This window comes from Streptomyces sp. NPDC096046 (genome assembly GCF_040303285.1).
Taxonomy (GTDB): domain Bacteria; phylum Actinomycetota; class Actinomycetes; order Streptomycetales; family Streptomycetaceae; genus Streptomyces.
Genome location: NZ_JBEOSZ010000014.1, coordinates 1 through 25,259 on the forward strand (window position 1 = coordinate 1; position 25,259 = coordinate 25,259).

Annotated in this window: 17 protein-coding genes, 1 pseudogene and 1 riboswitch; of the genes and pseudogenes, 7 read left to right on the forward strand and 11 right to left on the reverse strand. The window is 71.9% G+C overall.

Annotated elements, in window-relative coordinates; all coding sequences use genetic code 11:
* Positions 1-88: 88 nt before the first annotated feature.
* Entirely contained in the window at positions 89-1,099 is a 1,011-nt protein-coding gene (locus ABTX62_RS14815; protein ID WP_352116527.1) for a polyprenyl synthetase family protein, read from the reverse strand.
* 509 nt (positions 1,100-1,608) lie between these two features.
* Positions 1,609-1,778, forward strand: a riboswitch (cyclic di-AMP (ydaO/yuaA leader).
* A gap of 3 nt (positions 1,779-1,781) precedes the next feature.
* Here ABTX62_RS14815 and ABTX62_RS14820 point away from each other — a divergent pair.
* Complete coding sequence (locus tag ABTX62_RS14820; protein ID WP_352116528.1) at positions 1,782-2,561, forward strand: transglycosylase SLT domain-containing protein; 780 nt, start codon at positions 1,782-1,784, stop codon at positions 2,559-2,561.
* Here ABTX62_RS14820 and ABTX62_RS14825 read toward each other — a convergent pair.
* Entirely contained in the window at positions 2,525-3,373 is an 849-nt protein-coding gene (locus ABTX62_RS14825) for an HAD family hydrolase (RefSeq protein WP_352116529.1), read from the reverse strand. The two genes, ABTX62_RS14820 and ABTX62_RS14825, sit on opposite strands and share 37 nt — an antisense overlap.
* 172 nt (positions 3,374-3,545) lie before the next feature.
* Between ABTX62_RS14825 and ABTX62_RS14830 the strand changes: the two genes are divergently transcribed.
* The 3 genes from ABTX62_RS14830 to ABTX62_RS14840 are packed head-to-tail and all read left to right on the forward strand — an operon-like array spanning position 3,546 to position 6,837.
* On the forward strand, positions 3,546-4,631 hold the full coding sequence (locus ABTX62_RS14830) for a GNAT family N-acetyltransferase (RefSeq protein ID WP_352116530.1): 1,086 nt from the start codon (positions 3,546-3,548) through the stop codon (positions 4,629-4,631).
* A gap of 35 nt (positions 4,632-4,666) precedes the next feature.
* Positions 4,667-5,968: a glycosyltransferase family 2 protein gene (locus tag ABTX62_RS14835; protein WP_352116531.1), complete on the forward strand. Its 1,302-nt coding sequence runs from the start codon at positions 4,667-4,669 to the stop codon at positions 5,966-5,968.
* Positions 5,965-6,837, forward strand: coding sequence for a polysaccharide deacetylase family protein (locus ABTX62_RS14840; protein ID WP_352116532.1), 873 nt, complete (start codon positions 5,965-5,967; stop codon positions 6,835-6,837). Before ABTX62_RS14835 ends, ABTX62_RS14840 begins: the two co-directional genes overlap by 4 nt.
* A 198-nt stretch (positions 6,838-7,035) precedes the next feature.
* On the opposite strand, the gene ABTX62_RS14845 is transcribed toward ABTX62_RS14840, so the two are convergent.
* From ABTX62_RS14845 to ABTX62_RS14865, 5 genes are all read right to left on the reverse strand, one after another.
* Positions 7,036-8,202 carry a glycoside hydrolase family 26 protein gene (locus ABTX62_RS14845; RefSeq protein ID WP_352116533.1) on the reverse strand — a complete coding sequence of 389 codons (1,167 nt, stop codon included), beginning with the start codon at positions 8,200-8,202 and terminating at the stop codon, positions 7,036-7,038.
* Positions 8,199-8,639: a hypothetical protein gene (locus ABTX62_RS14850; protein WP_352116534.1), complete on the reverse strand. Its 441-nt coding sequence runs from the start codon at positions 8,637-8,639 to the stop codon at positions 8,199-8,201. The genes ABTX62_RS14845 and ABTX62_RS14850 overlap by 4 nt, the downstream gene beginning before the upstream one ends.
* The gene (locus tag ABTX62_RS14855; protein WP_502997956.1) at positions 8,636-10,483 is read right to left on the reverse strand and encodes a glycosyltransferase; all 1,848 of its coding nucleotides are present in this window, start codon (positions 10,481-10,483) and stop codon (positions 8,636-8,638) included. The genes ABTX62_RS14850 and ABTX62_RS14855 overlap by 4 nt, the downstream gene beginning before the upstream one ends.
* Positions 10,484-10,714: 231 nt before the next feature.
* The gene (locus tag ABTX62_RS14860) at positions 10,715-12,976 is read right to left on the reverse strand and encodes a lipopolysaccharide biosynthesis protein (protein ID WP_352116536.1); all 2,262 of its coding nucleotides are present in this window, start codon (positions 12,974-12,976) and stop codon (positions 10,715-10,717) included.
* Positions 12,969-14,228, reverse strand: coding sequence for a DegT/DnrJ/EryC1/StrS family aminotransferase (locus ABTX62_RS14865; protein ID WP_352116537.1), 1,260 nt, complete (start codon positions 14,226-14,228; stop codon positions 12,969-12,971). The genes ABTX62_RS14860 and ABTX62_RS14865 overlap by 8 nt, the downstream gene beginning before the upstream one ends.
* Before the next feature lie 310 nt (positions 14,229-14,538).
* Here ABTX62_RS14865 and fahA point away from each other — a divergent pair, with 310 nt between their 5' ends.
* Positions 14,539-15,750, forward strand: coding sequence for a fumarylacetoacetase (gene fahA, locus ABTX62_RS14870; protein WP_352116538.1), 1,212 nt, complete (start codon positions 14,539-14,541; stop codon positions 15,748-15,750).
* A gap of 205 nt (positions 15,751-15,955) precedes the next feature.
* The gene (locus ABTX62_RS14875; RefSeq protein ID WP_352116657.1) at positions 15,956-16,894 is read left to right on the forward strand and encodes a M56 family metallopeptidase; all 939 of its coding nucleotides are present in this window, start codon (positions 15,956-15,958) and stop codon (positions 16,892-16,894) included.
* Between the two features lie 244 nt (positions 16,895-17,138).
* On the opposite strand, the gene recQ is transcribed toward ABTX62_RS14875, so the two are convergent.
* The gene (recQ, locus tag ABTX62_RS14880; protein WP_352116539.1) at positions 17,139-19,259 is read right to left on the reverse strand and encodes a DNA helicase RecQ; all 2,121 of its coding nucleotides are present in this window, start codon (positions 19,257-19,259) and stop codon (positions 17,139-17,141) included.
* A gap of 200 nt (positions 19,260-19,459) precedes the next feature.
* On the opposite strand from recQ, the pseudogene ABTX62_RS14885 reads away from it, so the two are divergent.
* Positions 19,460-20,003, forward strand: a pseudogene (locus ABTX62_RS14885) (Uma2 family endonuclease).
* Between the two features lie 67 nt (positions 20,004-20,070).
* Here ABTX62_RS14885 and nuoN read toward each other — a convergent pair.
* From nuoN to nuoL, 3 genes are read right to left on the reverse strand one after another with little or no spacing between them, the layout of a single operon-like run.
* Positions 20,071-21,720, reverse strand: a complete 1,650-nt coding sequence (nuoN, locus tag ABTX62_RS14890) for an NADH-quinone oxidoreductase subunit NuoN (protein WP_352116540.1) — start codon at positions 21,718-21,720, stop codon at positions 20,071-20,073.
* Positions 21,717-23,288 carry an NADH-quinone oxidoreductase subunit M gene (locus ABTX62_RS14895; protein WP_352116541.1) on the reverse strand — a complete coding sequence of 524 codons (1,572 nt, stop codon included), beginning with the start codon at positions 23,286-23,288 and terminating at the stop codon, positions 21,717-21,719. Before ABTX62_RS14895 ends, nuoN begins: the two co-directional genes overlap by 4 nt.
* A 5-nt stretch (positions 23,289-23,293) precedes the next feature.
* Complete coding sequence (gene nuoL, locus ABTX62_RS14900) at positions 23,294-25,258, reverse strand: NADH-quinone oxidoreductase subunit L (protein ID WP_352116542.1); 1,965 nt, start codon at positions 25,256-25,258, stop codon at positions 23,294-23,296.
* Position 25,259 lies beyond the last annotated feature (1 nt).

The following is a 25,259-nucleotide window of genomic DNA, read 5'->3' on the forward strand; positions in this document are numbered from 1 at the left end:
CTCGTACTGGGTGTACTTGGGCTTGCGCCCGGTGCGGCGAGAGTGCGTGCCGGGCGTCGCGACGGGGCGAACGTTGCCTGCTGCGGCACTAGCCGGCCCGGTGCACCACCGCGTCGCACAGCTCCAGGAGCGCCGTCTTCGCGGCGCACTCCTTCAGGGGCGCCAGCGCCGAACGGGCGTCCTGGGCATAGCGGACGGTGTCCCGCCGGGCCTGCTCCAGCGCCGGGTGGGCCCGCAGCAGGCGCAGGGCCTCGGCGTGCCGTTCGTCGTCGGTGAGGTCGGAGTCCAGCAGCTCGCACAGGGCGATGTCCTCGGCGAGCCCGAGCCGGGCCGCCCGCTCGCGCAGCCGCAGCACCGGCAGGGTGGGGATGCCCTCGCGCAGGTCGGTGCCGGGGGTCTTGCCGGACTCGTGGGAGTCGGAGGCGATGTCCAGGACGTCGTCGGCGAGCTGGAAGGCGACGCCGAGCCGCTCGCCGTACTGGGTCAGCACGTGCACGACCGTCTCGTCGGCGCCGGACATCATCGCGCCGAAGCGGCACGAGACGGCGACCAGCGAGCCGGTCTTGCCGCCCAGCACGTCCAGGTAGTGCTCGATGGGGTCGCGGCCGTCCTGCGGTCCGGCCGTCTCCAGGATCTGGCCGGTCACCAGGCGCTCGAACGCCTCGGCCTGCACTCGCACGGCCTCCGGGCCGAGGTCGGCCAGGATGTGCGAGGCACGGGCGAAGAGGAAGTCGCCGGTGAGGACCGCGACGGAGTTGCCCCAGCGGGTGTTCGCGCTCGCGACGCCCCGGCGCACGGCGGCCTCGTCCATGACGTCGTCGTGGTACAGCGTGGCGAGGTGGGTCAGCTCCACGACGACGGCCGACGGCACGATCCCGGGTGCGTACCGGTCACCGAACTGGGCGGAGAGCATCACGAGCAGCGGACGGAACCGCTTGCCACCGGCCCGCACCAGGTGCTGGGCGGCCTCCGTGATGAAGGGCACCTCACTCTTGGTGGCCTCGAGCAAGCCTTCCTCGACAGCCGTCAGTCCGGCCTGGACATCGGCTTCCAGAGCCTGGTCCCGCACGCTCAGCCCGAACGGCCCGACGTCGGTCACGAGGGGTCTCCTGTCTGCTGTGTCTGCCGGTGATTACGCGGTTTGTCGATAGGTCGCTGCCCTCACTCACGTCAGCGTATCCGGTCACGTTTCGATCACCGCCAGCGCCCGTGGTTACAGGCCGGGTGGTATCCGATCACGACCGCTATGTTTTCGATCAACCCATAAGAACAGATATTTATCGACTTACCCAAAGGTAGCAAAATATGCCCGATTTGCCGTTTTGAGTAAGTGAATTCCCCTTGATGGAAATTGCCCCTCCGGCTCGCGATCAGTGAGTTGAATCACCTCTTCCGCTTTTTCCTCCCGGCCTCACACCGGCCCGTACCCCCTTCCCCGATAAGCCAGTTGAGCCTTGGCTCGCGCAAAGGATCAAGTAGCCCAAACAGTCCCGACCAAGGTCATCCGCGTGATATGTGACTGAGGCGCTTGTTCCCGACATGTGCTCTCGCATACGTTCCCGGCCTGTCCGGCGGACGCCTAATCCTGCCGCCGCCCGGACTCCCCACTGAACCGACTCACTCACGCAGGGCAGGAGCGGGGGACCCAGGTAAGTCGCCGGTCCGCACAGCGGCACGGCTCGGGGTGAAGCCGCGCACGGCACACAGTGCCGTACGCGGCCGGGCACCTCCCGGCCCGAACCCGACAGCTCACCTCGCAGGCGCCGGAGAGGAATATCGCCATGCCCGCACGAGGCAAGCACCGTCGCCCCGGAACCAACCCGCTGACCCGAGGCTTCATCGCCGTCGGCACCGGTGGAGCCGCACTCACCCTCCCGCTCCTCGGCGCCACCCACGCGAGCGCCGCCGAGTCCCAGATCGCACCCGCCGCCGCACAGTCCGTGCCGCGGGCGGCCCAGCCCGCCAAGTCCCTCACGTACACCGTGACCAAGGGCGACTCGCTCGCCCGCATCGCGGACACGTACGACGTCTCGGGCGGCTGGAAGCAGCTCTACAAGGACAACCGCGCCGCCGTCGGCGACAACCCGAAGCTGATCCACCCGGGTCTGAAGCTGACGGTGAAGACCACCAAGGCGCCCGCCGCGAAGAAGACGGTGACCCCCTCGTCCGCCCCGGCCAAGCCGGCCGCGAAGCCCGCCACGGGCGTCGCCCAGGCCACCCAGGCGTCCGCGAAGACCTACGCGAACAACCTCGACGGCTGGATCCGCGAAGCGCTGGACATCATGGCGCAGAAGGGGATCCCCGGGTCCTACGAGGGCATCCACCGCAACATCATGCGCGAGTCGTCCGGCAACCCGCAGGCGATCAACAACTGGGACTCGAACGCCGCCAAGGGCACCCCGTCCAAGGGCCTGCTCCAGACCATCGACCCGACGTTCCAGGCCTACCACGTGGACGGCACGTCGTGGGACCCGTTCGACCCGGTCGCCAACATCACGGCGGCCTGCAACTACGCGGCCGACCGCTACGGCTCGATCGACAACGTCAACGGCCCGTACTGAGCCGTCCCGCCCAGCAGTCGTTCGAGGACGACGGCGATGCCGTCGTCCTCGTTCGACAGCGTGATCTCGTCGGCCACGGCCTTGAGTTCGGGATGGCCGTTGGCCATCGCCACGCCGTGCGCCGCCCAGTCGAACATCGGGATGTCGTTGGGCATGTCACCGAAGGCGATGGTGTCCGCCGGCCGCAGCCCCAGATGCTCGGCGGCCAGCGCCAGGCCCGTCGCCTTGGTGATCCCGCACGGCTGGAGTTCCACCGTGCCGGGCCCCGACATCGTCACCGTCGCCAGTGAGCCCACCACCGAGCGGGCCGTCGCCGCCAGTTCGTCGTCCGACAGGTAGGGGTGGCGCAGCAGCACCTTGCTGATGGGCTCGCCCCACAGGTCGTCGCGCCGGTCGACCCGCACCGCGGGCAGCGTCGGGTGCGGCATGAGATAACCCGGCTCGATCAGCGTGAGCCCGTCGACCCCGTCCTGGTCGACCGCCGCGTACACCTGCCCCACCTCGGCCTCGATCTTGCCGAGGGCCGTCTCGGCCAGTTCCCGGTCCAGGGTGATGGACCACAGCATCCGGTCCGCGCCGGCGTCGTACACCTGCGCGCCCTGCCCGCACACCGCGAGCCCCCCGCATCCGAGGTCGTCCAGGAGCGGCCGCACTCTCGGCGCCGGCCGGCCCGTCACCACGAGGTGCTGGGCACCGGCGTCCGCCACCCGCGCGAGCACGGCGAGAGACCGGTCGGAGAGGGTGTCGTCGCCGCGCAGCAACGTCCCGTCCAGATCGGTGGCGATGAGTGAATATGCGAGGGGTGCGGCCATGATCAGAGAATACGGACAACGCGCCCCCTTCGTTTCATCACACGGCGGACGCCGATTGCCCGGTTGAAGGCCTCTGCACCGGTTGACAACAACATGCTCCGCTACCTACCGGAGAGGCCGCAAAGAGCGGTACCTTCCATGTGTCCAGGGGGGACTTGATCGGGGGGTCAGGTTGAGCAGTGGGCGCATACGCGTGGCGGGTCCCGGGGAGCTCGGCGCAGGGGAGAAGGAGCGCTGGCGTGCGCTGCGCGCGGCCTCCGAGGCACCGCGCAACCCCTTCATGGAACCGGAGTTCACCGAAGCCGTCGGCCGGGTCAGGCCGGGGGCCCGGGTCGCCGTGGTGTACGAGGGGCCGGAGCCGGCCGGCTTCCTGCCCTATGAGCGGGGCCCGCTGGGGCAGGGCCGGGCGGTCGGGCTCGGCGTCTCGGACGCGCAGGGCGCGATCCTGCGGCCGGGCCTGGACCTGGAGACGGGCGCCCTGCTGAAGGCCTGCTCGGTGTCGAGCTTCGCCTTCGACAATCTGGAGGCCGAGCAGCGGCTGTTCGTCCGGTACGCGGCCGAGGAGCACGCCACCTACGTCATCGACGTGGAGAAGGGCTACGAGACGTACGAGTCGGTGCTGCGCACGCAGTCGCCGAAGTTCCTCAAGACCACGCTGGCCAAGGAGCGCAAGCTGCGCCGGCAGGCCGGTGAGCTGCGGTTCGTGTTCGACGAACGCGACCCCACCGCGCTGCGCACCCTCATGGCGTGGAAGTCGGCGCAGTACCGCAGGACAGGCCGCCGGGACCGGTTCGCCCAGGAGTGGATCACCCGGCTCGTCGGACGGCTGGCCCGGACCCGGGCGCCGGAGTGCAGCGGCACCCTGTCCGTGCTGTACGCCGGTGAGCGGCCCGTCGCCGCCCACTTCGGGCTGCGCTCGGCCTCGGTGCTGGCCTGCTGGTTCCCGGCCTACGACCCGGAGTTCGCGAAGTTCTCGCCGGGTCTGGTGCTGCACCTGCGCATGGCCGAGGCGGCGGCCGCCGCCGGCGTCGGCATGCTCGATCTGGGGCGGGGCACGGCCGCGTACAAGGACGCGCTGAAGACGGGCGAACTGCCCGTGTACGAGGGGGCGGTGACGCGGCCGGGGGCGGGCGCGGCGCTGCACTGGCTGAGCCGCGAGCCGGCGCGCCGCGCGCACCGCTTCGTCCGCGGCCGGCCGCGGCTCGCCTCGCTGGCGGCGCGGGCACTGAAGGGCGCGGCCCGGCTGCGCCGCACCTGAACGCAAGGCGTATCCGACACAAGGGGGGTGGGCGCGTGGCCCGTTCGGCGCGTGCGCGGGAGGAGATACGGCGGTTCCTGGACATCGGGGCGGTGCAGGTCGCCGAGCTGGACCTCGACGGGGACGAGGCGGTGCTCAGACCGGGCCCGGGGAGTCCGCCGGTGACGTACGGAGCGGTGTTCGCGCTGGTCAGGAGGGGCGGCCGGCCCGTGGGCACGCTGCTCGGGCGGGTGCCGGAGGGGGCGGATCCGACTGCCGTGCTGGCGGGGCGGGCCCGGGCGGAGTGCCGGACGGCCGTCTTCGGCGAGCCCGGGGAGCCCCCGTACACGAGTGTCGTCGTCGCGACGCGGGAACGTGCCGGGCAACTGGCGCGGGCGCTGGACTCGCTGCTGGCGCAGGACCATCCGCGGTTCGAGATCGTCGTCGTCGACAACGCGCCCGTCACGAACGAGACACGGGAGCTGATCGAGCGGAAGTACGCCGAACGCGTGCGGTACGTCCGTGAGCCTGTTCCGGGGCTCGCGGGCGCGCACAACGCCGGGCTGGACGCCGTGGGCGGCGAGGTGGTCGCCTTCACCGACGACGACGTGGTCGCCGACCCGCGCTGGCTGACCGAGCTGACCGCGCCCTTCGCCGCCGACGCCCGGCTCGGGTGCAGCACCGGGCTGATCCTGCCCGCGCGGCTGACCACTCCGGCCCAGGTGCTGCTGGAGAGCCACGGCGGCTTCGCGAAGGGCTTCACTCCAAGGACGTACGACCCGGCGAGCCCGCCGGGCGACGAGCCGCTGTTCCCGTTCACGGCGGGGCGGTTCGGATCGGGCGCGAACATGGCGTTCCGCACCGCGGTGCTGCGTTCCGTCGGCGGTTTCGACCCGGCCACCGGCGCCGGGACGGCCGCCCGGGGCGGGGACGACCTCTACGGTTTCGTGCGCGTCCTGGCGGAGGGTCACCGGCTGCGCTACACGCCGTACGCCCTGGTGTGGCACCACCACCGGGAGACCTGGCGGGACCTGGAGACCCAGGCGTACGGCTACGGCGCCGGGCTCACGGCGTATCTCACCGCGGTGCTCGTGAACCGGCCCGCGCTGCTGCCGGCGTTCCTCGCGCGGCTGCCCCGGGGCCTCGCCCACGCCCGTGCGCTGACGGCCGTGCGGGAGACGGACGCGGCGCACCGCGCCGGAATGCCGGGTGATCACGACGGGCGGACCCATCCCTGGCCGCGGCGGCTGTCGCGGTTGCAGCGACGCGGGATGGTGTACGGGCCGGTCGGCTATCTGAAGGCCCGGCGGGCCCTGCGCTCGCCCGTTCGGGAGAAGACAGCGCGGGGGGCGGGATGAAGACGGACGGCAGAGGCCGGGCGGAGCGGGGTGCGCAGGACGGTGAGGGGCCGATAGCCGCGGCGGGCGGTGCCTGCACCCCCGCGATCCCCGTCTTCCTGTACCACTCCGTGACGGACGATCCGCCGGACTGGATAGCGGAGTTCACGGTCACGCCGAAGCAGTTCGCCGCGCACCTCGACGCGGTGGTCCGCAGCGGCCGTACGCCCGTCACGATCAGCACGGTCGCCGACCACCTGGCCGGGCGGGCGCCGCTGCCGCCCCGGCCCGTGCTGCTCACCTTCGACGACGGGTTCGCCGATCTGCCCGGCGCCACCGCCGAGGCCCTGGCCGAACGCGCGCTGCCGGCCACCGCCTACCTCACCACCGGGGCCATCGCCCCGGGAGGCCGCAGCCTGCTGCCGCCCGCCCCGATGATGACCCTGGCCCGGGCGCCGGAGCTGGAACGTTCCGGCATGGAGATCGGCAGTCACACCGTCACCCACGCGCAGCTCGACACCCTGCCGGCCAAGGCCCTGGCGTACGAACTGCGCACCTCCAAGGCCGTGTTGGAGGACGCCCTCGGGCACGAGATACGGCACCTCGCCTACCCGCACGGCTACAACAGCCCCCGCGTACGGGCCATGTCGGCCCGAGCCGGCTACGAGACGGCGACCGCCGTACGGCACGCGCTCAGCTCGGACCGCGACGAGCGGTACCGCATCGCCCGGCTCATCGTCCGGCGCACCCACACCCTCGCCGACATCGAGAGCTGGCTGGCTGGGGCGGGCGCGCGGGTGGCGCCCTACCGCGACGGGCCGAAGACGATCGCCTGGCGCTGGTACCGGCGGGCCCGTGCGGTGCTGCACGGGCCCGAGTTCGCCGGCTGATCCCGGCTCACTCCTGTGGCTGGTTCAGGTACGGGTCGGCGACGGCTCACTCCTGCGGCTGGTCGAGCACGGGTCAGCGACCGCTCACTCCTGCGGCTGGTCGAGCACGGGTCAGCGACCGCTCACTCCTGCGGCTGGTCGAGCACGGGTCAGCGACCGCTCACTCCTGCGGCTGGTCGAGCACGGGTCAGCGACCGCTCACCTCAGCGGCTGGTTCAGGTACGGGTCGGCGACGGCCTTGCGCAGGCTGTCCCAGGCCGCGTCGTTCGCCAGCGCCAGGTTGCAGTGCGGCCCGGGGTCGCGGTGGTTCCACTGGAGGGCCGCCTTGACGCCCTCCAGGTCCTTCAGCACCCCGGGCACCTGCGCGTACCACTCGGCCTGCCGCCGCGGGCGGGTCGTGTCCTCGGCGGTGCCGAACTCGGAGAGCATCAACGGCTTGTCGTCGGAGATGTTCGCCCGGATCCAGTCGTGCGTGGCGTTCTGGGTCTGCGCGAAGGTCAGCCAGCCGGCGTCGTGACAGCGGTAGTAGTTGTACTGGTTGTAGCCGATCCAGTCGACGTAGTCGTCGCCCGGGTACATCTTCTCGATCGCGTCGGCGTGGTCGAGGTACCCGGTGGTGATCCACGTCCACACCACGTTGTCGACGCCCAGGTCGCGGAACCGGTCGTGGATGTGCCGGTACGCCTTCACATAGTCGGCGGGCGTGCCGCTGGCCGGGGTGCGGGTGTCCATCTCCAGATCGAAGGAGAGGAACACCTTCTTGCCGTAGTCCTTGATGCGCCGGGCCTGGACGTCGATGACCCTGTCGTCCAGCTCGCCGGCCGCGATCTGCTTCCAGGTGGGCTGCTGCCGCTTCGTGCCGCCCCACCACTTGCTCTCCCAGGAGAGCAGCAGCAGGTGGTCCTCGCCGACGCGCCGCTCCTCCGGGGTGAGCAGTTGGCCCTCGCGCCGGGTGCCCGAGGCCAGGGACATGTCGTGGTACGTGTACACGATGTCGAGTGCGCGGCCCACCCGCTTCTCGTAGGCGCGCACCTTCTCGGGCAGGTCGTCGCGCTCGTGCGGCACGAACGCGCCGAACCAGGCGCCGCAGGGCGGTTCCAGGAGCTGCGTGGGGCGGCAGTCCGCCCCTGAACCGGCCGCTCCCCGCTCCTGGTCCCGCAGGGCGAAGACGGCGACCAGGACCGCGCTGACGACCGTGGCGGACGTGATCAGCAGGCGGCGCCGGCTGGATGCCGACGGGCCGGCGGCCCGCTCCTCGTGCGGTGTCCGCGCGTGCGGTCGCTCCGGGTGCGGCGTCCTGCGGTGCTGTCCTGCGGCCGTGCTCGGCTTGCGGCGAAAGGGACGGTGGGGGCGGTTGAACCTCACGGAGCGGAACCCTTCGGTGTGCTCGGCGTCGTGCTCGGTGTCGGGGAGGCGCGCAGCGGCGGACAGAAGGCAGCGCATGTGGTCAGCAGTGTCAGCGTCAGCAGCACGCGCTGCGCGCTGAAGGTGTGGGTGGCGATCAGCACGGTCGCGGCGAGCATCACGGCGCCGATGCTCAGGAACAGCACCAGCATCAGCCGCTCCAGCAGGTCGGAGTGGCGGGCGAAGTCCGCGTCCCGGCGCTCCACGGGCCCTTCGGCGGGCCGGGCCCCGAGGGCGGGCGCGCAGATCCTGACGGCGGCGGCGCCCGGGCCGGCCGCCAGGAAGAGCATGACCGCGGCGCCGCGCAGCGGCGAGCCGCCGGGCAGGGCGAGCGCGGCCAGCGCCAGCCAGCCGCCGAACGGGGGCAGCATCCGGACCACGAGATCCTGCGGTGTCATCGCTCCGCTCCCCCTGCCTGCTTCAGTACGTAGAGCCATCCGGCGCTGTTCTTCGCCACCAGCCGGAACCGGGGCGAGGCGGCGACGGACTTCTGGATGCGGTTCAGCTGCGCCTTGTCGAGCTGCCCGTTCATCTCGGAGTTGGCCCACTGTCCCCGGGTGAGCAGGAAGTAGGCCCGGGCCGGCCGCTCCACCCCGGCCATGTCACGGGCGAGGGTGGCGGCGGGGCTCTCGACGATCTGGTCGACGTGGCTGCGGCCGTCGTCGAGGAACCAGTAGTGGTCGACGCTCCAGTAGGAGGCGTACGCGTCCGGGTAGTTGCGGTTGGCGGCCACGACCAGCGAGCCGTCCGGCGCCTGATCGAAGAGCTGCCGGACGAGGGCCACTTCCTGAGGCGGGAAGTAGTTGATCCGGTCCTTGCCGGAGTAGGCCGGGACGAACGCCAGCGTGCCGCCGAGCAGCGCGGCCAGCGGCACCCAGACGCCAGGGCCCCGACGGCCTCCGGCGGAGGTGGTCCGTCTGCCGCCGGCCTCCCGCGCGTCGGCGCCGGTCTCGGCGTCGGCGTCGGCGTCGGCGTCGGCGTCGGCGGCCAGTGTGCGGAACTTGGGCAGCAGCGCGGCTGCCGCGAAGAAGGCGGCGCCGGGCAGCATGAACAGCAGCACCCGGAAGATCATCTCGCTGCCGTAGCTGCTCGCCGCGAACATCGGCAGCGGGGCCGCCGCGACCAGCAGCAGGGGCCGGGCGCGGTGGCGCAGCACCCGCTGGCGCAGCACGCCGACGGTCGCGAGCAGCAGGACGGAGCCGGACAGCAGCCGGGCCGCCCAGGAGGTGGCGATCGCTCCGGCGCCGGTCGGGGTGGCGCCGTAGCCCGTCTCGACGTTGGCGCCGACGTCGCCGATGGAGCGGATCATGTCCGGCAGCGCCGCGGACAGGAAGGGCAGCGCGGCCGTGAGACACCAGGCCAGGAAGAGCACGACGGTCGTGACGGCCGGGACCCAGTCGCGGTAGCGGCGGCTCAGGCACAGGGCGAGCAGGCAGACGGCCAGCATGCCCGGGGTGAGCTGGTGGGAGATGACGATCGCCACGATCATGACGGTGATCACCACCGTCCACACGGCCTGCCGCGGCCGTCCGCCGCGCACCGCGGACCGGCCGAAGCGGCGCAGGACGACGGCGAGCACGCCCACGTGCAGCGCGTACGCCACGGACTGGGGGGAGAAGTAGTCCTGTCCCACCCAGTTGGCGACGTAGAAGAGCCAGACCGCGGTCCAGATCAGCCGCCGGTCCTCGGTGAAGGTGCGGTAGATCAGCAGCAGCGGGAGCAGCAGCATCAGGCTGGAGGCCAGGGGCCACCAGGCCATGAACATCGCCGCCGAGTCCACGCCCAGCAGCCGCTGCAGGGCGGCCTGGGCGGCGAAGAAGCCCGGCCACTGGTCGTACACCGCCATGTCGCCGACCTGATCGGCCGTCTGCAGACCTCCGGCCGTCAGCAGATGGTCGATGACCGCCTCGTGCTTCCACGCCCAGGCGTACAGCGGGGTCGGATAGACCACGGCCTGTGTGGCCCGCTCCATCACCAGCAGACCGAGCACGTACGCCGCCGGCCATGCGCCCGGCTGGCGCGCGTCGCGGACCGTGAACCAGAAGCCGGTGGTGAGCACCGCCAGCCCGGCCCAGAAGGCCGGATGCAGCACGCTGACCAGCCCGTAGTCGTCGAGCCGGGAGACGTCGGTGTGCCGCACGGCGTACGCCCAGAGCGCGAGCGCGACGAACAGCGGGACGGCGGGCCAGGCCAGTGCGCGGCGCCCGGACCGGGCGGGGGGAAGATCGGACAGATCCGTCACCGGCGCGTGGGCGGGGCTCGACGACTCCGAGGAGGAGGGACTGGAGGACTGGCGGGCCGTCTCGGGACCGCTGCCGAGGGCGTTCGAGCCGCCCCGCGCGGGTGTGGGTTCCGGCGTGGATCTCTCCCTCGGTGTGACTGGCGGACGCACGGTGGTTCCCCCCTGGCGGTTCGGCTCTCTCGGCTCTGTTCGGTCTGTTCGATCTGTTCGATCTGTTCGGCTCTGTGCTGGTCAGTGGTGAGGCCGGCCACTCGGTGGTCCGTCGGCCGTTCGGTCGGCTGTGGAGGCTGAGGTGCGCGAACGCGACCGGGCCGAGACGGCGCGCCGGAGCAGCAGGAGCAGCACGAGGACGGCGAGCAGGGGCGGCGCGACCGGCGCGAGCGCGTCACGCCACACCCAGCCGCCGACCGCGACGAGATACAGGACCCCCCAGCGCCCCGGCCACGGCAGCCGGCCGCCCGCGCTCGCGAGGAGCAGCCCCAGCGGCAGGAGACACATCACCTGGCAGGCCGGCGGCCCCCAGCGCAGCAGCGGCTCGGGCCCGTCGAGCCCCACCGCCTGCGCCAGGAAGCCGGCCGTCTTCTCGTACAACGCCCCGTCCGCCGGCCGCGGTTCCCGTCCGAGGGCGGCCGGTGCGGCGTGGAGGGCGAGCAGGGCGGCGCCCAGCGCCGTGCCCGGCAGCCACGGGTCGCGCCGGGTGCTCAGCGTGACGGCGGCGACGAACACCACGAGCAGCAGGCCGCCCGCGGTGAGCGACGGCAGGGGCATGCCCTCCAGCAACTGCCACCCGCTCAGAGCCGCTTGCGAGGCGCCGTCCGGCCACGGCAGGTCCCGCAGCGGTGCCCAGAAGAACACGGTGGCGACGGCGAACAGGCTCCACAGGGCGCCTCTCAGCCGCCGCTCCCGCGCCTCCTCGTCCGCGAACGGCTCCCCGGACGGGGCCGGTGGTTCCCGGGTCGGCCCCTCCGGCCGCACGATCAGCGCCAGCCTGTCCGCCTGCAGCGCCTCCCGCTCGTATCCGGGGCGTCCTATGAACAGCGTGACGGTGTCCTGGTCGCCGTCCCCGGGCTGGTAGGCGGCCCGGCGGGCCCAGGTGGTGCCGTACCCGGCGGTGGCGTTGAGTTTCGCCCAGTGGGTTCCGTAGGAAGGGCCGGCGGGCGGGCGGACGGCGGGTGCGCTGTCGTGGGGGCGCAGGGCGTTGCGCAGCCCGGCCGTGGCGACGACCGCGATCAGCGTCATGCTCAGCAGCACCGCCCATCCTGCGCCCGCGATCCCCGACGGGGTGAACAGCACCGCCGCGCTGCCCAGCACCAGGGCGCACATGGCCCCTTGGAGCGCGGCCAGCACTCCTGTGCGCCCCTGGACGCGCAGTACGCCGATGTACAGCTCCACCACGACCCGTGGCAGAGCGCCGAGGGCCAGCAGCCGCAGCACGGTCGAGCCGTGCTCGGCGTAGTCCGGGCTGAAGGGGGTGAGGATCTGCGGGGCGAAGACGACCAGCACCAGCACGACCGGGACCAGCAGCAGCGTCATGCGCCGCAGAGCGCCCCGCACCCCGTCGGCGAGCTGACGCGGGTCGTGCGAGGCGTGCGCGGTGAGGGACGAGGCCATGTTGATGGCCATGAACTCCATCGTGCCGCCGACGGTGTAGGCCACGTAGAAGTAGCCGTTCTCGGCGGCGCTGAAGCGGACCGCGACCATCACCGGCAGCAGGTTGATCATCGCCAGGCTGAACAGCGCGCCCAGCGAGTCCCCGGCCAGGAACCGGCCCATGTCCCTGAGTCTCGGGGGCTCTTTGCCGCGGTCGGCCTCCGCCTGGCGTGGGATGAGCCGGCGGAAGATCAGCCAGCCCAGCGGCAGGGTGGAGAAGGCGATCGCGACCGCCCAGGAGACGAAGATGCCGAGCACCGGCAGCGTGCCGGCGAACACGGCCAGCAGCGCCAGCTTCCCGACCGAGAACACCGCGTTCCCGGCGGGCACCCACTCCGCCTTGCGCAGCCCGGTGAGCACCCCGTCCTGGAGGGTGAGCAGCGCCCAGGCCACGCATGCCGCGACGAACACCGCCCCGGCCACGGGTGTGCCCAACGGCGCGTAGGAGGCCCCCCACGCGTCGAGCGTGAGCAGGAAGACGGCGGCCGCCAGCGCCACGATCAGCGAACTGGCCACGTACGTGCCCCACACCAGACGTCCGGTCTCCCGGCCCGCGCGCGGGACGAAGCGGACGACGGCGCCGATCATCGTGGTGGCGGTGATGCTGGCGAGCAGCCGCATCGCGGCGATCGCGGCCGAGCCCTGGCCGACGGCCTCCTCCGAGTAGTAGCGGGCGGCCACCAGCCAGAACCCCAGGCCCAGTACGGCGGAGACGCCGGTGCTGAGCATGAGGAAGTAGGCGTTCTTGAACAGCGAGTCGTGGGCGTGGTCGGTGCCGGCGGGCCGCGGTCCGCCGCCGTCGGTGCGCGCGGCGGCGGGCTCGTGCACCTGGATCTCAGCCACGGGACTGTCCCAGCCCTCCCGGTGTCGGCTCGTTCCCCGGCAGTTCTCCCGGCGCCCGGACGGGTCGCGCCCCCGACCGCTCCAGCACCTCGATGACCGTCCGCGCCCGCAGCGGGTCGACGGGCAGCGCGTGCCGCGCGAACCAGCGGGCCGCCTCGGGCGCCGGTGAGGGGTCGGTGAACTCCGCCCCGGCGTAGTCGTCCAGCGGCGGGTCGTAGAGGTAGCCGACGACGATCCCCTGCCGCGCCAGCGCCGCGATCGCCGCGTCCCGGTCCGCCACGAACAGCGGGACGCGGAACAACGGCTGCGTCACCGAGCCCTCACGCGGCTTGGCCCAGGGCGTGGACAGCAGCAGTGCGGTGCCCGCCCGGCAGGCGTCCAGCACGTCGTCCAGCCGGTCGAGCCCTCGCCCGACGCGCCGCAACCGCAGCCGGCCGGACGCCAGGCGGTAGTCGTGCATGTCGACCCGCAGCCAGGGGTGGTGGGCGTCGAGCCCGGGCGCCTCGCGGGCGGCGAGGGCGAGTTCGTCCGGGTGCAGCGGCATCCGGATCTCCTCACGGTCCGCCAGCCCCAGCAGCCGGATCGCGGCCCAGGCGGCGCGCCGCAGCCGCAGCCCGCGCACCGCCGCCTCCGCGTAGGGCCGGATCAGGTAGGCGAGTTCGGCGCTCGTCCGGCGCGGCGCGAGCAGCCCCGCGCAGGTCTTCTCCACCGCCTCCCGCAACCCCGGATCGGCGAGCGAGAGCATGCCTCCGGCCTTGGCCCCGACGTGCTTGGACAGGCTGAACACGGAGGCCTCGCCCCAGGCCCCGACCGGCCGGTCCCCCACCCGGCTGCCGATCGCGTGGGCCGCGTCCTCGAACAGCGGGATGCCCAGCGCGTCGCACTTCTGCCTGAGGCGCGGCGCCGGGTCCGGGTTGCCGTACAGGTTCGTCGTGAGCACGGCCGAGACCGAGCCCCACACCTCGTCCGGCACGGCATCGACGTCGATGGACGCGTCGAGCGGGTGCAACGGCGCCTGCACCGGGCGCAGTCCGGCCGCGAGCACGACGAAGAAGATCACGTCGTCGTTGACCGGCGACATCAGCACCCGTCCGCCGGGCGGGCACCAGTGGCGCAGCGCCACGTACAGCCCGAAACGGCACGACGGCACGTACACACATTCCCGGCCGAGCCGGACGCGCATGGTCTCTTCCAGCCGCTTCGGCTGTGCACCATGCCGCACCGAACCCGGACCGGCCACCCCTATGGCCATCCGCCCCCCAGATGTGCCGTGGGAAAGCCCCCTCCCCGAGGCCTTCCGGCACCCGCCCAGAGTCGCCCTGTTCGCACCGCTCCGTCAAGATTGCGTCGCGTCCTGTGGATAACTTCCGGCTCGTACGAATGTGCCGTCCCGTCCGGTGCGCCGGAGCCGCCCCGTCCGGTCCCACCCGGACCCACCTGCCCCGTTCGCCTCTTCGCGCCTCCTCGGACTCTGCCCAGGACCGGCGTGTCACCCGTAACGTGTGGCACGACCACGAACACGTGGCGACGACATGGCACACCCGAAAGCGAGGCAGCACCCGATGCCCCCCTTCGATGTCCCCGAGGGCGATCCCTTCGGCCCGCACAACCTGCCGTACGGCGTGTTCTCCCTGCCCGGCTCGTCCCACCGGACGGTGGGCGTCCGGCTGGGCGACCATGTGCTGGACGCGGGCGCGGCGGCCCACGCGCTCGGCTCGCCGTACGCCTCCCTGCTCGCGCAGCCGACCCTCAACCCGCTGCTGGCCGCGGGGCGCACGGCGTGGTCCGACGTGCGCCGGGCGCTGACCGCCTGGGTGACCGTGCCGTCCCACCGCGAGACCGTCGCACCCCTGTTCCACCCCCTGTCGTCGGTGACCCTGCACCTGCCCTTCGAGGTGGCGGACTACGTCGACTTCTACGCCTCCGAGAACCACGCCCGCAACGTCGGGCAGATCTTCCGCCCCGACGCCGAGGACTCCCTCACCCCCAACTGGAAGCACCTGCCGATCGGCTATCACGGCCGCTCCGGCACGGTCGTCGTCTCCGGCACCGAGGTCGTACGCCCCTCCGGCCAGCGCAAGGCCCCCACCGACGCCGCTCCCGTCTTCGGCCCGTCCGTCCGGCTGGACATCGAGGCCGAGGTCGGTTTCGTCGTCGGCGTGCCCTCCCGGATGGGCGCGCCGGTGGCCCTCGGGGACTTCCGCGAGCACGTTTTCGGGCTGTGTCTCCTCAACGACTGGTCGGCCCGCGACATCCAGGCCTGGGAGTACGTGCCCCTCGGCCCGTTCCTCGGCAAGTCCTTCGCCACCTCGGTGTCGGCGTGGGTCACCCCGCTGGACGCCCTGGAGGAGGCGCTCGTGACGCCTCCGGCCCGGACGCACGAGCTGCTGCCCTACCTCGACGACGGCGACGAGGAACCGGGCGGCTACGACCTGCGGATCAGCGTCGCCGTCAACGGCCACGTCGTCTCCGAGCCGCCCTTCTCCACCATGTACTGGACGGCCGCCCAGCAGTTGGCCCACATGACCGTCAACGGCGCCTCCCTGCGCACCGGCGACCTGTACGGCTCCGGCACGGTCAGCGGCCCCGCGGAACGCGAGCGCGGCTCCCTGCTGGAGCTGACCTGGAACGGCCGCGAGCCGCTCGAACTCCCCGACGGCAAGCGGACGTTCCTGGAGGACGGCGACGAGGTGACCCTCTCGGCCTGGGCGCCCGGGCCGAACGGCGTGCGGGTGGGGCTGGGCGAGGTGACGGGGCGGGTGGTCCAGGGCTGACGCCCCGCGGCCGACGACTGCCCCTCCGGTCACTCTCGTTGCCGCTCGGCCCCTGACGCACACCGCCCGGCCCGTCATACTGAGCACAGGGCGGTGTGCCCGCACGTGCGCCACGCTCGCCGTGGTCACGGTGCGCCCGGGGACCGCCCTGCTCCGCACGACCCGTAGCCGCCCCTCTTCCGACGAGGAACCGGAGCCCGTGGCCATGACCGTCTGCCTGCTCCTGCTGGGCGTCGTCGCCGTGACGGCCGCCGTCCCCGTCCCCCGCGCGCTGACCCGGGCCGCGTGGCCGGAACGCGAACCGGTGGTGGCGCTGTGGGTGTGGCAGTGCCTGGTCGCCACCGTCCTGCTGGCCTGCGTGACGGCGCTCTCCCTGGGCGCCGCCGCCGTCTTCGGCACGGTGCGCGCCCAGCTCTTCGCCCCGGCACCACCGGCGGTCACCGCCGCGTACGACCTGTCCACCGCCCCGCCCTGGGCCGCCGCGCTCACCCTGCTGCTGGCCTGCGGCGCCGCCTGGACGACCGCGATGCTCGCCCGGGAGCTCGTCGAGGCCCGCCGGCGCCGCGCCCGGGCCCGCGCCCACCTGCGCGAGCGCGCCCCCGACCTGCCGGCCGGTCTGCCCGCGGCGCGCGGTCCCCTGCTGGTCCTGGAGGACGAGTACCCGGACGCCTGGTGGATGCCCGGAAGTCCGCCCCAGCTGATCGTGACCACGGGCGCCCTGCACCGCCTCACCCGCCACCAGCTCGACGCCGTCCTCACCCACGAGCGGGGCCACGCCCGGGCCCGCCACGACTGGCTGCTGCACCTGTCCACCGCCCTGGCCACCGGCTTCCCCCGCATCCCGCTGTTCGCCCACTTCTGCGACCAGACCCACCGCCTGGTCGAACTGGCCGCCGACGACACGGCCTCCCGCCGATGCGGCCACCTGACCACGGCCCTGGCCCTGATCGAGCTCAACCAGCACCGCGGCGTCCTGTCCTGCGCCTCCAGCCACCGTCTGCTGGGCGAGCGGGTCGACCGGCTCCTGGAACCGCCGCCCCGGCTGGGCCGCCGGCACCGGGCCCTGACCACCACGACGGCCGCGCTCGTGCCGCTGCTGCCCCTGCTGATCGCGTTCGCCCCGGGCCTGACGGCACTGTCGTAGCGGAGTCGTCCCGGCGGTGGACGGCTCTCGCCGTGACGGTCGGCGTGGCCGCACCGGCCGGCCGGCGGTGGCGGATCCGGGCACAGGCCGGCCAAAGGGCCAGCTCACTCTTGCCGCCGAGGAGACCCGGCGGCCCTCGCCACGGCGACGACGGACTCCGGCACGGAGGTCAGGGCGTACGCGGGGCGGGCGCTGTGACCGGACCGGCCCTCCACCCCCGGGTGGCCTCGGCCGGTGCCCGGCCCTATATCCAGTCGTCGGGCTCCGGCTCCTCGTCCGTCTCCGGCCAGATGTCCGGCTCACCCGCGTCCTGACGCGCGGTGTGGGCGGAGGCCCGGGCCGGAGCCGGGTCCGCTGCCGGAGCCGCGTGCGCCGGTCCGCCCAGCGACGCGAGCACCTCCAGCACACCTTCCCCGTACGTCGCCAGCTTCTTCTCGCCGACCCCGCTGATCCCGCCGAGCTCCCCCACCGATGTCGGCCAGGCCACGGCGATCTCCCGCAGCGTGGCGTCGTGGAAGATCACGTATGCCGGGACGCCCTGCTCACGGGCCTGCTCGGCGCGCCAGGCGCGCAGCGCCTCGAAGGCCGGCAGCAGTTCCTCGGGCAGCTCGGCGGCGACCGCCTTGCCCTTGCGCTCGCCCCGCCCGGAGCCCGAGGACGACGCCCCCGACCGGGAGGTCACCGGTTTCTTCGGCTCCTTGCGCAGCGGCACGTCCCGCTCCCGCCGGAGCACCGCCCCGCTGGCCTCGGTCAGGACCAGCGTGCCGTACTCGCCCTCCACCGCGAGCAGCCCCTGGGCGAGCAACTGACGGATGACGCCCCGCCATTCCCCCTCGGTGAGCTCCTCGCCGATGCCGAACACGGACAGCTGGTCGTGGTCGAACTGGATGACCTTGGCCGTCCGCTTCCCCAGCAGGATGTCGACGATCTGCACCGCGCCGAACTTCTGCCCGCGCTCGCGCTGCAGCCTCACCACCGTCGACAGTGCCTTCTGCGCCGCGACGGTGCCGTCCCAGGTCTCCGGCGGGGTCAGGCAGGTGTCGCAGTTGCCGCAGCCGGACGGGTCCGGGTCCTGACCGAAGTAGGCGAGGAGCTGGCCCCGACGGCACCGGGCCGTCTCGCACAGCGCCAGCATCGAGTCCAGATGGGCCTGGGCCCGGCGCCGGAAGGCCTCGTCGCCCTCACCGGACTGGATCAGCTTGCGCTGCTGGATGACGTCGTTCAGCCCGTAGGCCATCCAGGCCGTCGACGGCAGCCCGTCGCGGCCGGCCCGGCCCGTCTCCTGGTAGTAGCCCTCGACCGACTTGGGCAGGTCGAGATGGGCGACGAAGCGGACGTCGGGCTTGTCGATGCCCATGCCGAAGGCGATGGTCGCCACCACGACCAGGCCGTCCTCCCGCAGGAAGCGGGACTGGTGGGCGGCGCGCGTCCCCGAGTCCAGGCCCGCGTGGTACGGCACCGCCTCGATGCCGTTGCGGCTGAGGAACTCGGCGGTCTTCTCCACCGAGTTGCGCGACAGGCAGTAGACGATGCCCGCGTCGCCCGCGTGCTCCTCGCGCAGGAAGCTCAGCAGCTGCTTCTTCGGGTCGGCCTTGGGCACGATCCGGTACTGGATGTTGGGCCGGTCGAAGCTCGCCACGAAGTGCCGGGCCGTCGGCATGTTCAGCCGCTCGGTGATCTCCCGGTGCGTCGCGTGGGTGGCCGTCGCCGTCAGCGCGATCCGCGGCACGTCCGGCCAGCGCTCGCCCAGCAGCGACAGCGCCAGGTAGTCGGGCCGGAAGTCGTGGCCCCACTGGGAGACGCAGTGCGCCTCGTCGATCGCGAAGACGGCGATCTTGCCGCGGGAGAGCAGATCGAGCGTGCTCTCCAGCCGCAGCCGCTCCGGCGCCAGGTACAGCAGGTCGAGCTCGCCGGCGAGGAACTCGGCCTCGACCGTCCGCCGCTCGTCGAAGTCCTGCGTGGAGTTCATGAACCCGGCCCGTACGCCCAGCGCCCGCAGCGCATCCACCTGGTCCTGCATCAGGGCGATGAGCGGGGAGACGACCACGCCCGTACCGGGCCTGACCAGGGACGGGACCTGGTAGCACAGCGACTTGCCGCCGCCGGTCGGCATGAGCACGACGGCGTCGCCGCCGGCCACGACATGGTCGATGACCGCTTCCTGCTCGCCGCGGAAGGCGTCGTAGCCGAAGACCCGGTGCAGTGCGGCCAGCGCCTCGCTCGCGTCGTCGCCGAGGGGCCCTGCGGGCCCGCGGCCCGCGCCGGGCCCCTCGGCGCCGGTCCCGGCCGCCCCGGTCCCGATCGCCTCCGTCCCGGTCACCGCGTCCAGTTCCGTCATCACACCCGTCCCGCCCGTCGCGCCCATCGTTGCGTCCCCCGTGCGTCGCGCCTCGACCACTGCCTCCACCATAGGGGCCCGCACCGACAGCCCCGGAGTTATCCACAGGCCCGCCCGGTACACCTGCGTCAAGGACACGATCGCCGTACACACGTTCGCAGGAGACCTGCCCGTTTCCGGCGGATAGTCTGAATGCACCCGCGAGACTCCGTCCCATGGGAGCACTGATGAGCGTCGCACCGCAGGCGTCCAAGCCCACCTGGCCGACCCCGCCGGACGGCGGCTGGACCGCCGACGACCTGGACCGCCTCCCGAATCTTCCTCCGCACACGGAGCTGATCGACGGCAGTCTCGTCTTCGTGAGTCCGCAAACCATCTTCCACGAGCGTGCCATCGACTTCTTCAAGTGGCAGCTGCAGTCTCTGGCACCCGCGGATCTCGAAGTGTTCCGCGAGTTCAATAGTGGAAGACCCTGATCAGACCCGGTTTCCCGCGGGCGCTGTGCTCCTGGCCATCGAGGTCGTCTCCGAGGACTCCGTCTCCCGCGACCGCGAGACCAAGCCCCTGAAGTACGCGCGGGCCAGGATTCCGCACTACTGGCGGGTCGAGAACGAGAACGGGCGCGCTGCGGTGCATGTCTTCGAGCTGGAGCCGACCACGGGCGCTTACACCGGCACCAACATCTTCCGCGAGCGGATGAAGGTGGACGTTCCGTTCCCGGCAGACCTGGACCTCACTCAGATCCGGGCGCGCCGGGACAGGACGCAATAGGCCTGGACAAGCCGCGGCCCGGTACCCCTGCGGGAGGTACCGGGCCGTGGCCTTCGTGTAAGCGGGGTCAGCGGACGAACACGCCCGCCTGACCCGCCAGGTCCAGGAAGTACTGCGGCGCCACACCGAGCACCAGCGTGACCGCCACGCCCACCCCGATCGCCGTCATCGTCAACGGCGACGGCACGGCCACCGTCGGGCCCTCCGGCCGCGGCTCGCTGAAGAACATCAGCACGATGACGCGGATGTAGAAGAACGCCGCGATCGCCGACGAGATCACACCGATGACGACGAGCGGGGCGGCCCCGCCCTCCGCCGCCGCCTTGAACACGGCGAACTTCCCGGCGAAGCCGGACGTCAGCGGAATGCCCGCGAAGGCCAGCAGGAACACCGCGAACACGGCCGCCACCAGCGGGGACCTGCGACCCAGGCCCGCCCACTTGGACAGGTGCGTCGCCTCACCGCCCGCGTCGCGGACGAGGGTGACCACCGCGAAGGCGCCGATCGTCACGAACGAGTACGCCGCCAGGTAGAACAGCACCGACGAAACGCCGTCGGGCGTGGTCGCGATGACACCCGCGAGGATGAACCCCGCGTGCGCGATCGACGAGTACGCCAGCAGCCGCTTGATGTCGGTCTGGGTGATCGCGACGATCGCACCGCCCAGCATGGTGACGATGGCGACGGCCCACATGACCGGCCGCCAGTCCCAGCGCAGACCGGGCAGGACGACGTACAGCAGTCGCAGCAGCGCGCCGAACGCCGCCACCTTCGTGGCCGCCGCCATGAAGCCGGTCACCGGCGTCGGAGCGCCCTGGTACACGTCCGGCGTCCACATGTGGAACGGCACCGCGCCCACCTTGAACAGCAGACCCATCACCAGCAGCGCGGCGCCGATCAGCAGCAGTGCGTCGTTGCCCATGGTGTCGGCGAGCGCCGGGTTGACGTCCTGCACGGTGCCCTCGACGACCTGCGCGATCGTGGCGTACGACATCGAGCCCGCGTAGCCGTAGAGCAGTGCGATGCCGAACAGGGTGAAGGCGGAGGCGAAGGCGCCGAGCAGGAAGTACTTGACCGCCGCCTCCTGCGACATGAGCCGCTTGCGGCGGGCCAGGGCGCACAGCAGGTACAGCGGCAGGGAGAGGACCTCCAGCGCCACGAACAGCGTCAGCAGATCGTTGGCCGCCGGGAAGATCAGCATGCCGGCGACGGCGAACAGCAGCAGCGGGAACACCTCGGTGGTGGTGAACCCGGCCTTGACCGCGGCCTTCTCGCTCTCGCTGCCCGGCACGGCGGCGGCCTGCGCGGCGAAGGAGTCGACGCGGTTGCCGTGCACCACCGGGTCCAGGCGCCGCTCGGCGAAGGTGAACAGGCCCACCAGGGCCGCCAGCAGGATCGTGCCCTGCAGGAACAGGGCCGGTCCGTCGACGGCGATCGCGCCCATCGCCGCGATCTGCGCCTTGGTGGTGCCGTACCCGTCGGCCGCGAGCGCCACGACCGCCGCGAAGGCGGCCGCGATCGCGACCACGCAGACGAACATCTGGACGTAGTAGCGCGATCTGCGCGGGACGAACGCCTCGACCAGGATCCCGACGATCGCCGCACCGACGATGATCAGAGTGGGGGCGAGCTGCCCGTATTCGATCTTCGGCGCGTCGATCTTCGAGATCGGTTCGGCCGCGGTTGTCCACAGGCTGTGGACGGCTGTTGCGCTCACTTGGCCGCCTCCACCTCGGGCTGGGGGTCCTTCTTCTGGACGTCGGACATGGTCTGCTTGACCGCCGGATCGATGATCTGTGTGAGGGGCTTCGGGTAGACGCCCAGGAAGATCAGCAGGACGACCAGCGGGGCGACGACCACGAGCTCACGGACCCGGAGGTCCGGAATCGCGGAGACCTCCGGTTTCACCGGGCCCGTCATCGTCCGCTGGTAGAGGACGAGGGTGTAGAGCGCGGCGAGGACGATGCCGAACGTGGCGATGATGCCGATCACCGGGTAGCGCGTGAACGTGCCGACCAGGACCAGGAACTCGCTGACGAACGGCGCCAGCCCCGGCAGGGAGAGGGTCGCGAGGCTCCCGATCAGGAACATGCCGGCGAGCACCGGGGCGACCTTCTGCACTCCGCCGTAGTCGGCGATGAGCCGCGAGCCGCGCCGGGAGATCAGGAAGCCCGCGACCAGCATCAGCGCGGCCGTCGAGATGCCGTGGTTGATCATGTAGAGCGTCGCCCCGGACTGGCCCTGGCTGGTCATGGCGAAGATGCCCATGATGATGAAGCCGAAGTGGGAGATCGACGCGTAGGCGATCAGCCGCTTGATGTCCCGCTGTCCGACCGCCAGCAGCGCCCCGTAGATGATGCTGATCAGGGCGAGGACGAGGATGGCGGGCGTGGCCCACTTGCTGGCCTCCGGGAAGAGCTGGAGGCAGAAGCGGAGCATCGCGAAGGTGCCGACCTTGTCGACGACCGCCGTGATGAGCACGGCGACCGGGGCGGTGGACTCCTGCATGGCGTTGGGCAGCCAGGTGTGCAGCGGCCACAGCGGCGCCTTCACCGCGAACGCGAAGAAGAAGCCGAGGAACAGCCAGCGTTCGGTGCTGGTCGCCATGTCGAGCGTGCCGTTGGCACGGGCCTCGGCGATCTCCTGGAGCGAGAAGTTCCCGGCGACCACGTACAGGCCGATCACCGCGGCCAGCATGATCAGACCGCCGGCCAGGTTGTAGAGCAGGAACTTCACCGCCGCGTACGACCGTTGGGTCGCCGCCGCCTTCTCGCCGTGCTCGTGGGCACGGTCCCCGAAGCCGCCGATGAGGAAGTACATCGGGATCAGCATGGCTTCGAAGAAGATGTAGAAGAGGAAGACGTCGGTGGCCTCGAAGGAGAGGATCACCATCGCCTCGACGGCGAGGATCAGGGCGAAGAAGCCCTGCGTCGGCCGCCACCGGCTGCTGCCGGTCTCCAGCGGGTCGGCGTCGTGCCAGCCCGCGAGGATGATGAACGGGATCAGCAGCGCCGTGAGCGCGATGAGCGCCACGCCGATGCCGTCCACGCCCAGTTCGTAGCGGACGCCGAAGTCGGCGATCCAGGCGTGGGACTCGGTGAGCTGGTAGCGGTCGCCGCCCGGGTCGAAGCGCACCAGGACGACGATCGCCAGGGCGAGCGTGGCGAGCGAGAAGAACAGCGCCAGCCACTTGGCCGCGGTGCGCTTCGCGGCCGGGACGGCGGCGGTGGCGATCGCCCCGACGGCCGGGAGCGCCGCTGTCACTGTCAGCAGAGGAAAGGACATCGGTATCAGACCGCCCTCATCAGCAGGGTCGCGGCGACGATGACCGCCGCACCCCCGAACATCGAGACCGCGTAGGAGCGGGCGAAGCCGTTCTGCAGCCTGCGCATCCGCCCGGACAGGCCGCCGACCGAGGCCGCCGTGCCGTTGACGACGCCGTCGACCAGGGTGTGGTCGACGTAGACCAGGGACCGCGTGAGGTGCTCGCCGCCGCGAACCAGGACGACGTGGTTGAAGTCGTCCTGGAGCAGGTCACGCCGGGCGGCCCGGGTGAGCAGCGAGCCACGCGGGGCGACGGCCGGGACCGGGCGGCGGCCGTACTGGGCCCAGGCGAGGGCGACACCGATGACCATGCACGCGACGGTCGCGCCGGTGACCACGCCCGCGCTGATCGGCGGATTGCCGTGGCTGTGCCCGGTGATCGGCTCCAGCCAGTGCAGGAACCGGTCGCCGATGCTGAAGAACGCGCCGCCGGCCACCGACCCGACGGCCAGCACGATCATCGGGATCGTCATGACCTTGGGCGACTCGTGCGGATGCGGCGGTGTGTACTCGCCGCGCGTCTGGGCGGCGGGCTCCACGTCGGGCTCGGCCGGCGACGGGGTCGGGGCGTTGCGCCAGCGCTCCTCGCCGAAGAAGGTCATCAGCATCACGCGCGTCATGTAGAACGCGGTGATGGCCGCGCCGAGCAGGGCGCAGGCGCCGAGGATCCAGCCCTCGGTGCCGCCCTTGGCGAACGCCGCCTCGATGATCTTGTCCTTGGAGAAGAACCCGGAAAGGCCCGGGAAGCCGATGATCGCCAGGTAGCCGAGGCCGAAGGTGACGAAGGTGACCGGCATGTACTTCCGGAGTCCGCCGTAGCGGCGCATGTCGACCTCGTCGTTCATGCCGTGCATGACGGAACCGGCGCCGAGGAACAGACCGGCCTTGAAGAAGCCGTGCGTCACCAGGTGCATGATCGCGAAGACGTAGCCGATGGGGCCGAGACCCGCGGCGAGGATCATGTAGCCGATCTGCGACATGGTCGAGCCGGCCAGGGCCTTCTTGATGTCGTCCTTCGCGCAACCGACGATCGCACCGAACAGCAGCGTGACCGCGCCGACGATGGTGACGACCAGCTGCGCGTCCGGGGCGCCGTTGAAGACGGCCGCGGAGCGGACGATCAGGTAGACGCCCGCCGTCACCATCGTCGCGGCGTGGATGAGGGCCGAGACCGGGGTCGGGCCCTCCATGGCGTCCCCGAGCCAGGACTGCAGCGGCACCTGGGCGGACTTGCCGCACGCGGCGAGCAGCAGCATCAGCGCGATCGCGGTCAGCTTGTCCTCACCGGCGGCACCGGCCAGCCCGGCCTCCCCGTGGCCGCCGAGCACCGGCCCGAAGGCGAAGGTGCCGAACCACAGGAACATCAGCATGATCGCGATGGACAGGCCCATGTCGCCGACGCGGTTGACCAGGAAGGCCTTCTTCGCGGCCGTGGCGGCGCTGGGCTTGTGCTGCCAGAAGCCGATCAGCAGGTAGGAGGCGAGACCGACGCCCTCCCAGCCGACGTACAGCAGCAGGTAGTTGTCGGCGAGGACGAGGATCAGCATCGCCGCGAGGAACAGGTTCAGATAGCCGAAGAAGCGGCGGCGCCGCTCGTCGTGCTCCATGTACCCGATCGAGTACAGGTGGATCAGCGATCCGACGCCCGTGATCAGCAGCACGAACGTCATGGACAACTGGTCGAGCTGGAAGGCGACGTCCGCCTGGAAACCCTCGACCGGGATCCAGCTGAACAGGTGCTGGCTCAGGACGCGGTTCTCGGCGTCCCGGCCCAGCATGTCGGTGAACAGCACCAGGCCGAGCACGAAGGAGACGGCCGCGAGCAGGGTGCCGAGCCAGTGGCCGACGGCGTCCAGCCGCCGTCCGCCGCACAGCAGGACCGCCGCTCCGAGCAGGGGCGCCGCCACCAGCAGCGCAATGAGGTTCTCCACG

Excerpts from the sequence above, each read along its gene's own strand:
- ABTX62_RS14820 (WP_352116528.1), top strand. The coding sequence starts at position 1,782 with ATGCCCGCACGAGGCAAGCACCGTCGCCCCGGAACCAACCCGCTGACC.
- ABTX62_RS14825 (WP_352116529.1), bottom strand. The coding sequence starts at position 3,373 with ATGGCCGCACCCCTCGCATATTCACTCATCGCCACCGATCTGGACGGG.
- ABTX62_RS14840 (WP_352116532.1), top strand. The coding sequence starts at position 5,965 with ATGAAGACGGACGGCAGAGGCCGGGCGGAGCGGGGTGCGCAGGACGGT.
- ABTX62_RS14850 (WP_352116534.1), bottom strand. The coding sequence starts at position 8,639 with ATGACACCGCAGGATCTCGTGGTCCGGATGCTGCCCCCGTTCGGCGGC.
- ABTX62_RS14865 (WP_352116537.1), bottom strand. The coding sequence starts at position 14,228 with ATGGCCATAGGGGTGGCCGGTCCGGGTTCGGTGCGGCATGGTGCACAG.
- fahA (WP_352116538.1), top strand. The coding sequence starts at position 14,539 with ATGCCCCCCTTCGATGTCCCCGAGGGCGATCCCTTCGGCCCGCACAAC.
- ABTX62_RS14875 (WP_352116657.1), top strand. The coding sequence starts at position 15,956 with ATGACCGTCTGCCTGCTCCTGCTGGGCGTCGTCGCCGTGACGGCCGCC.
- recQ (WP_352116539.1), bottom strand. The coding sequence starts at position 19,259 with ATGGGCGCGACGGGCGGGACGGGTGTGATGACGGAACTGGACGCGGTG.
- ABTX62_RS14895 (WP_352116541.1), bottom strand. The coding sequence starts at position 23,288 with ATGTCCTTTCCTCTGCTGACAGTGACAGCGGCGCTCCCGGCCGTCGGG.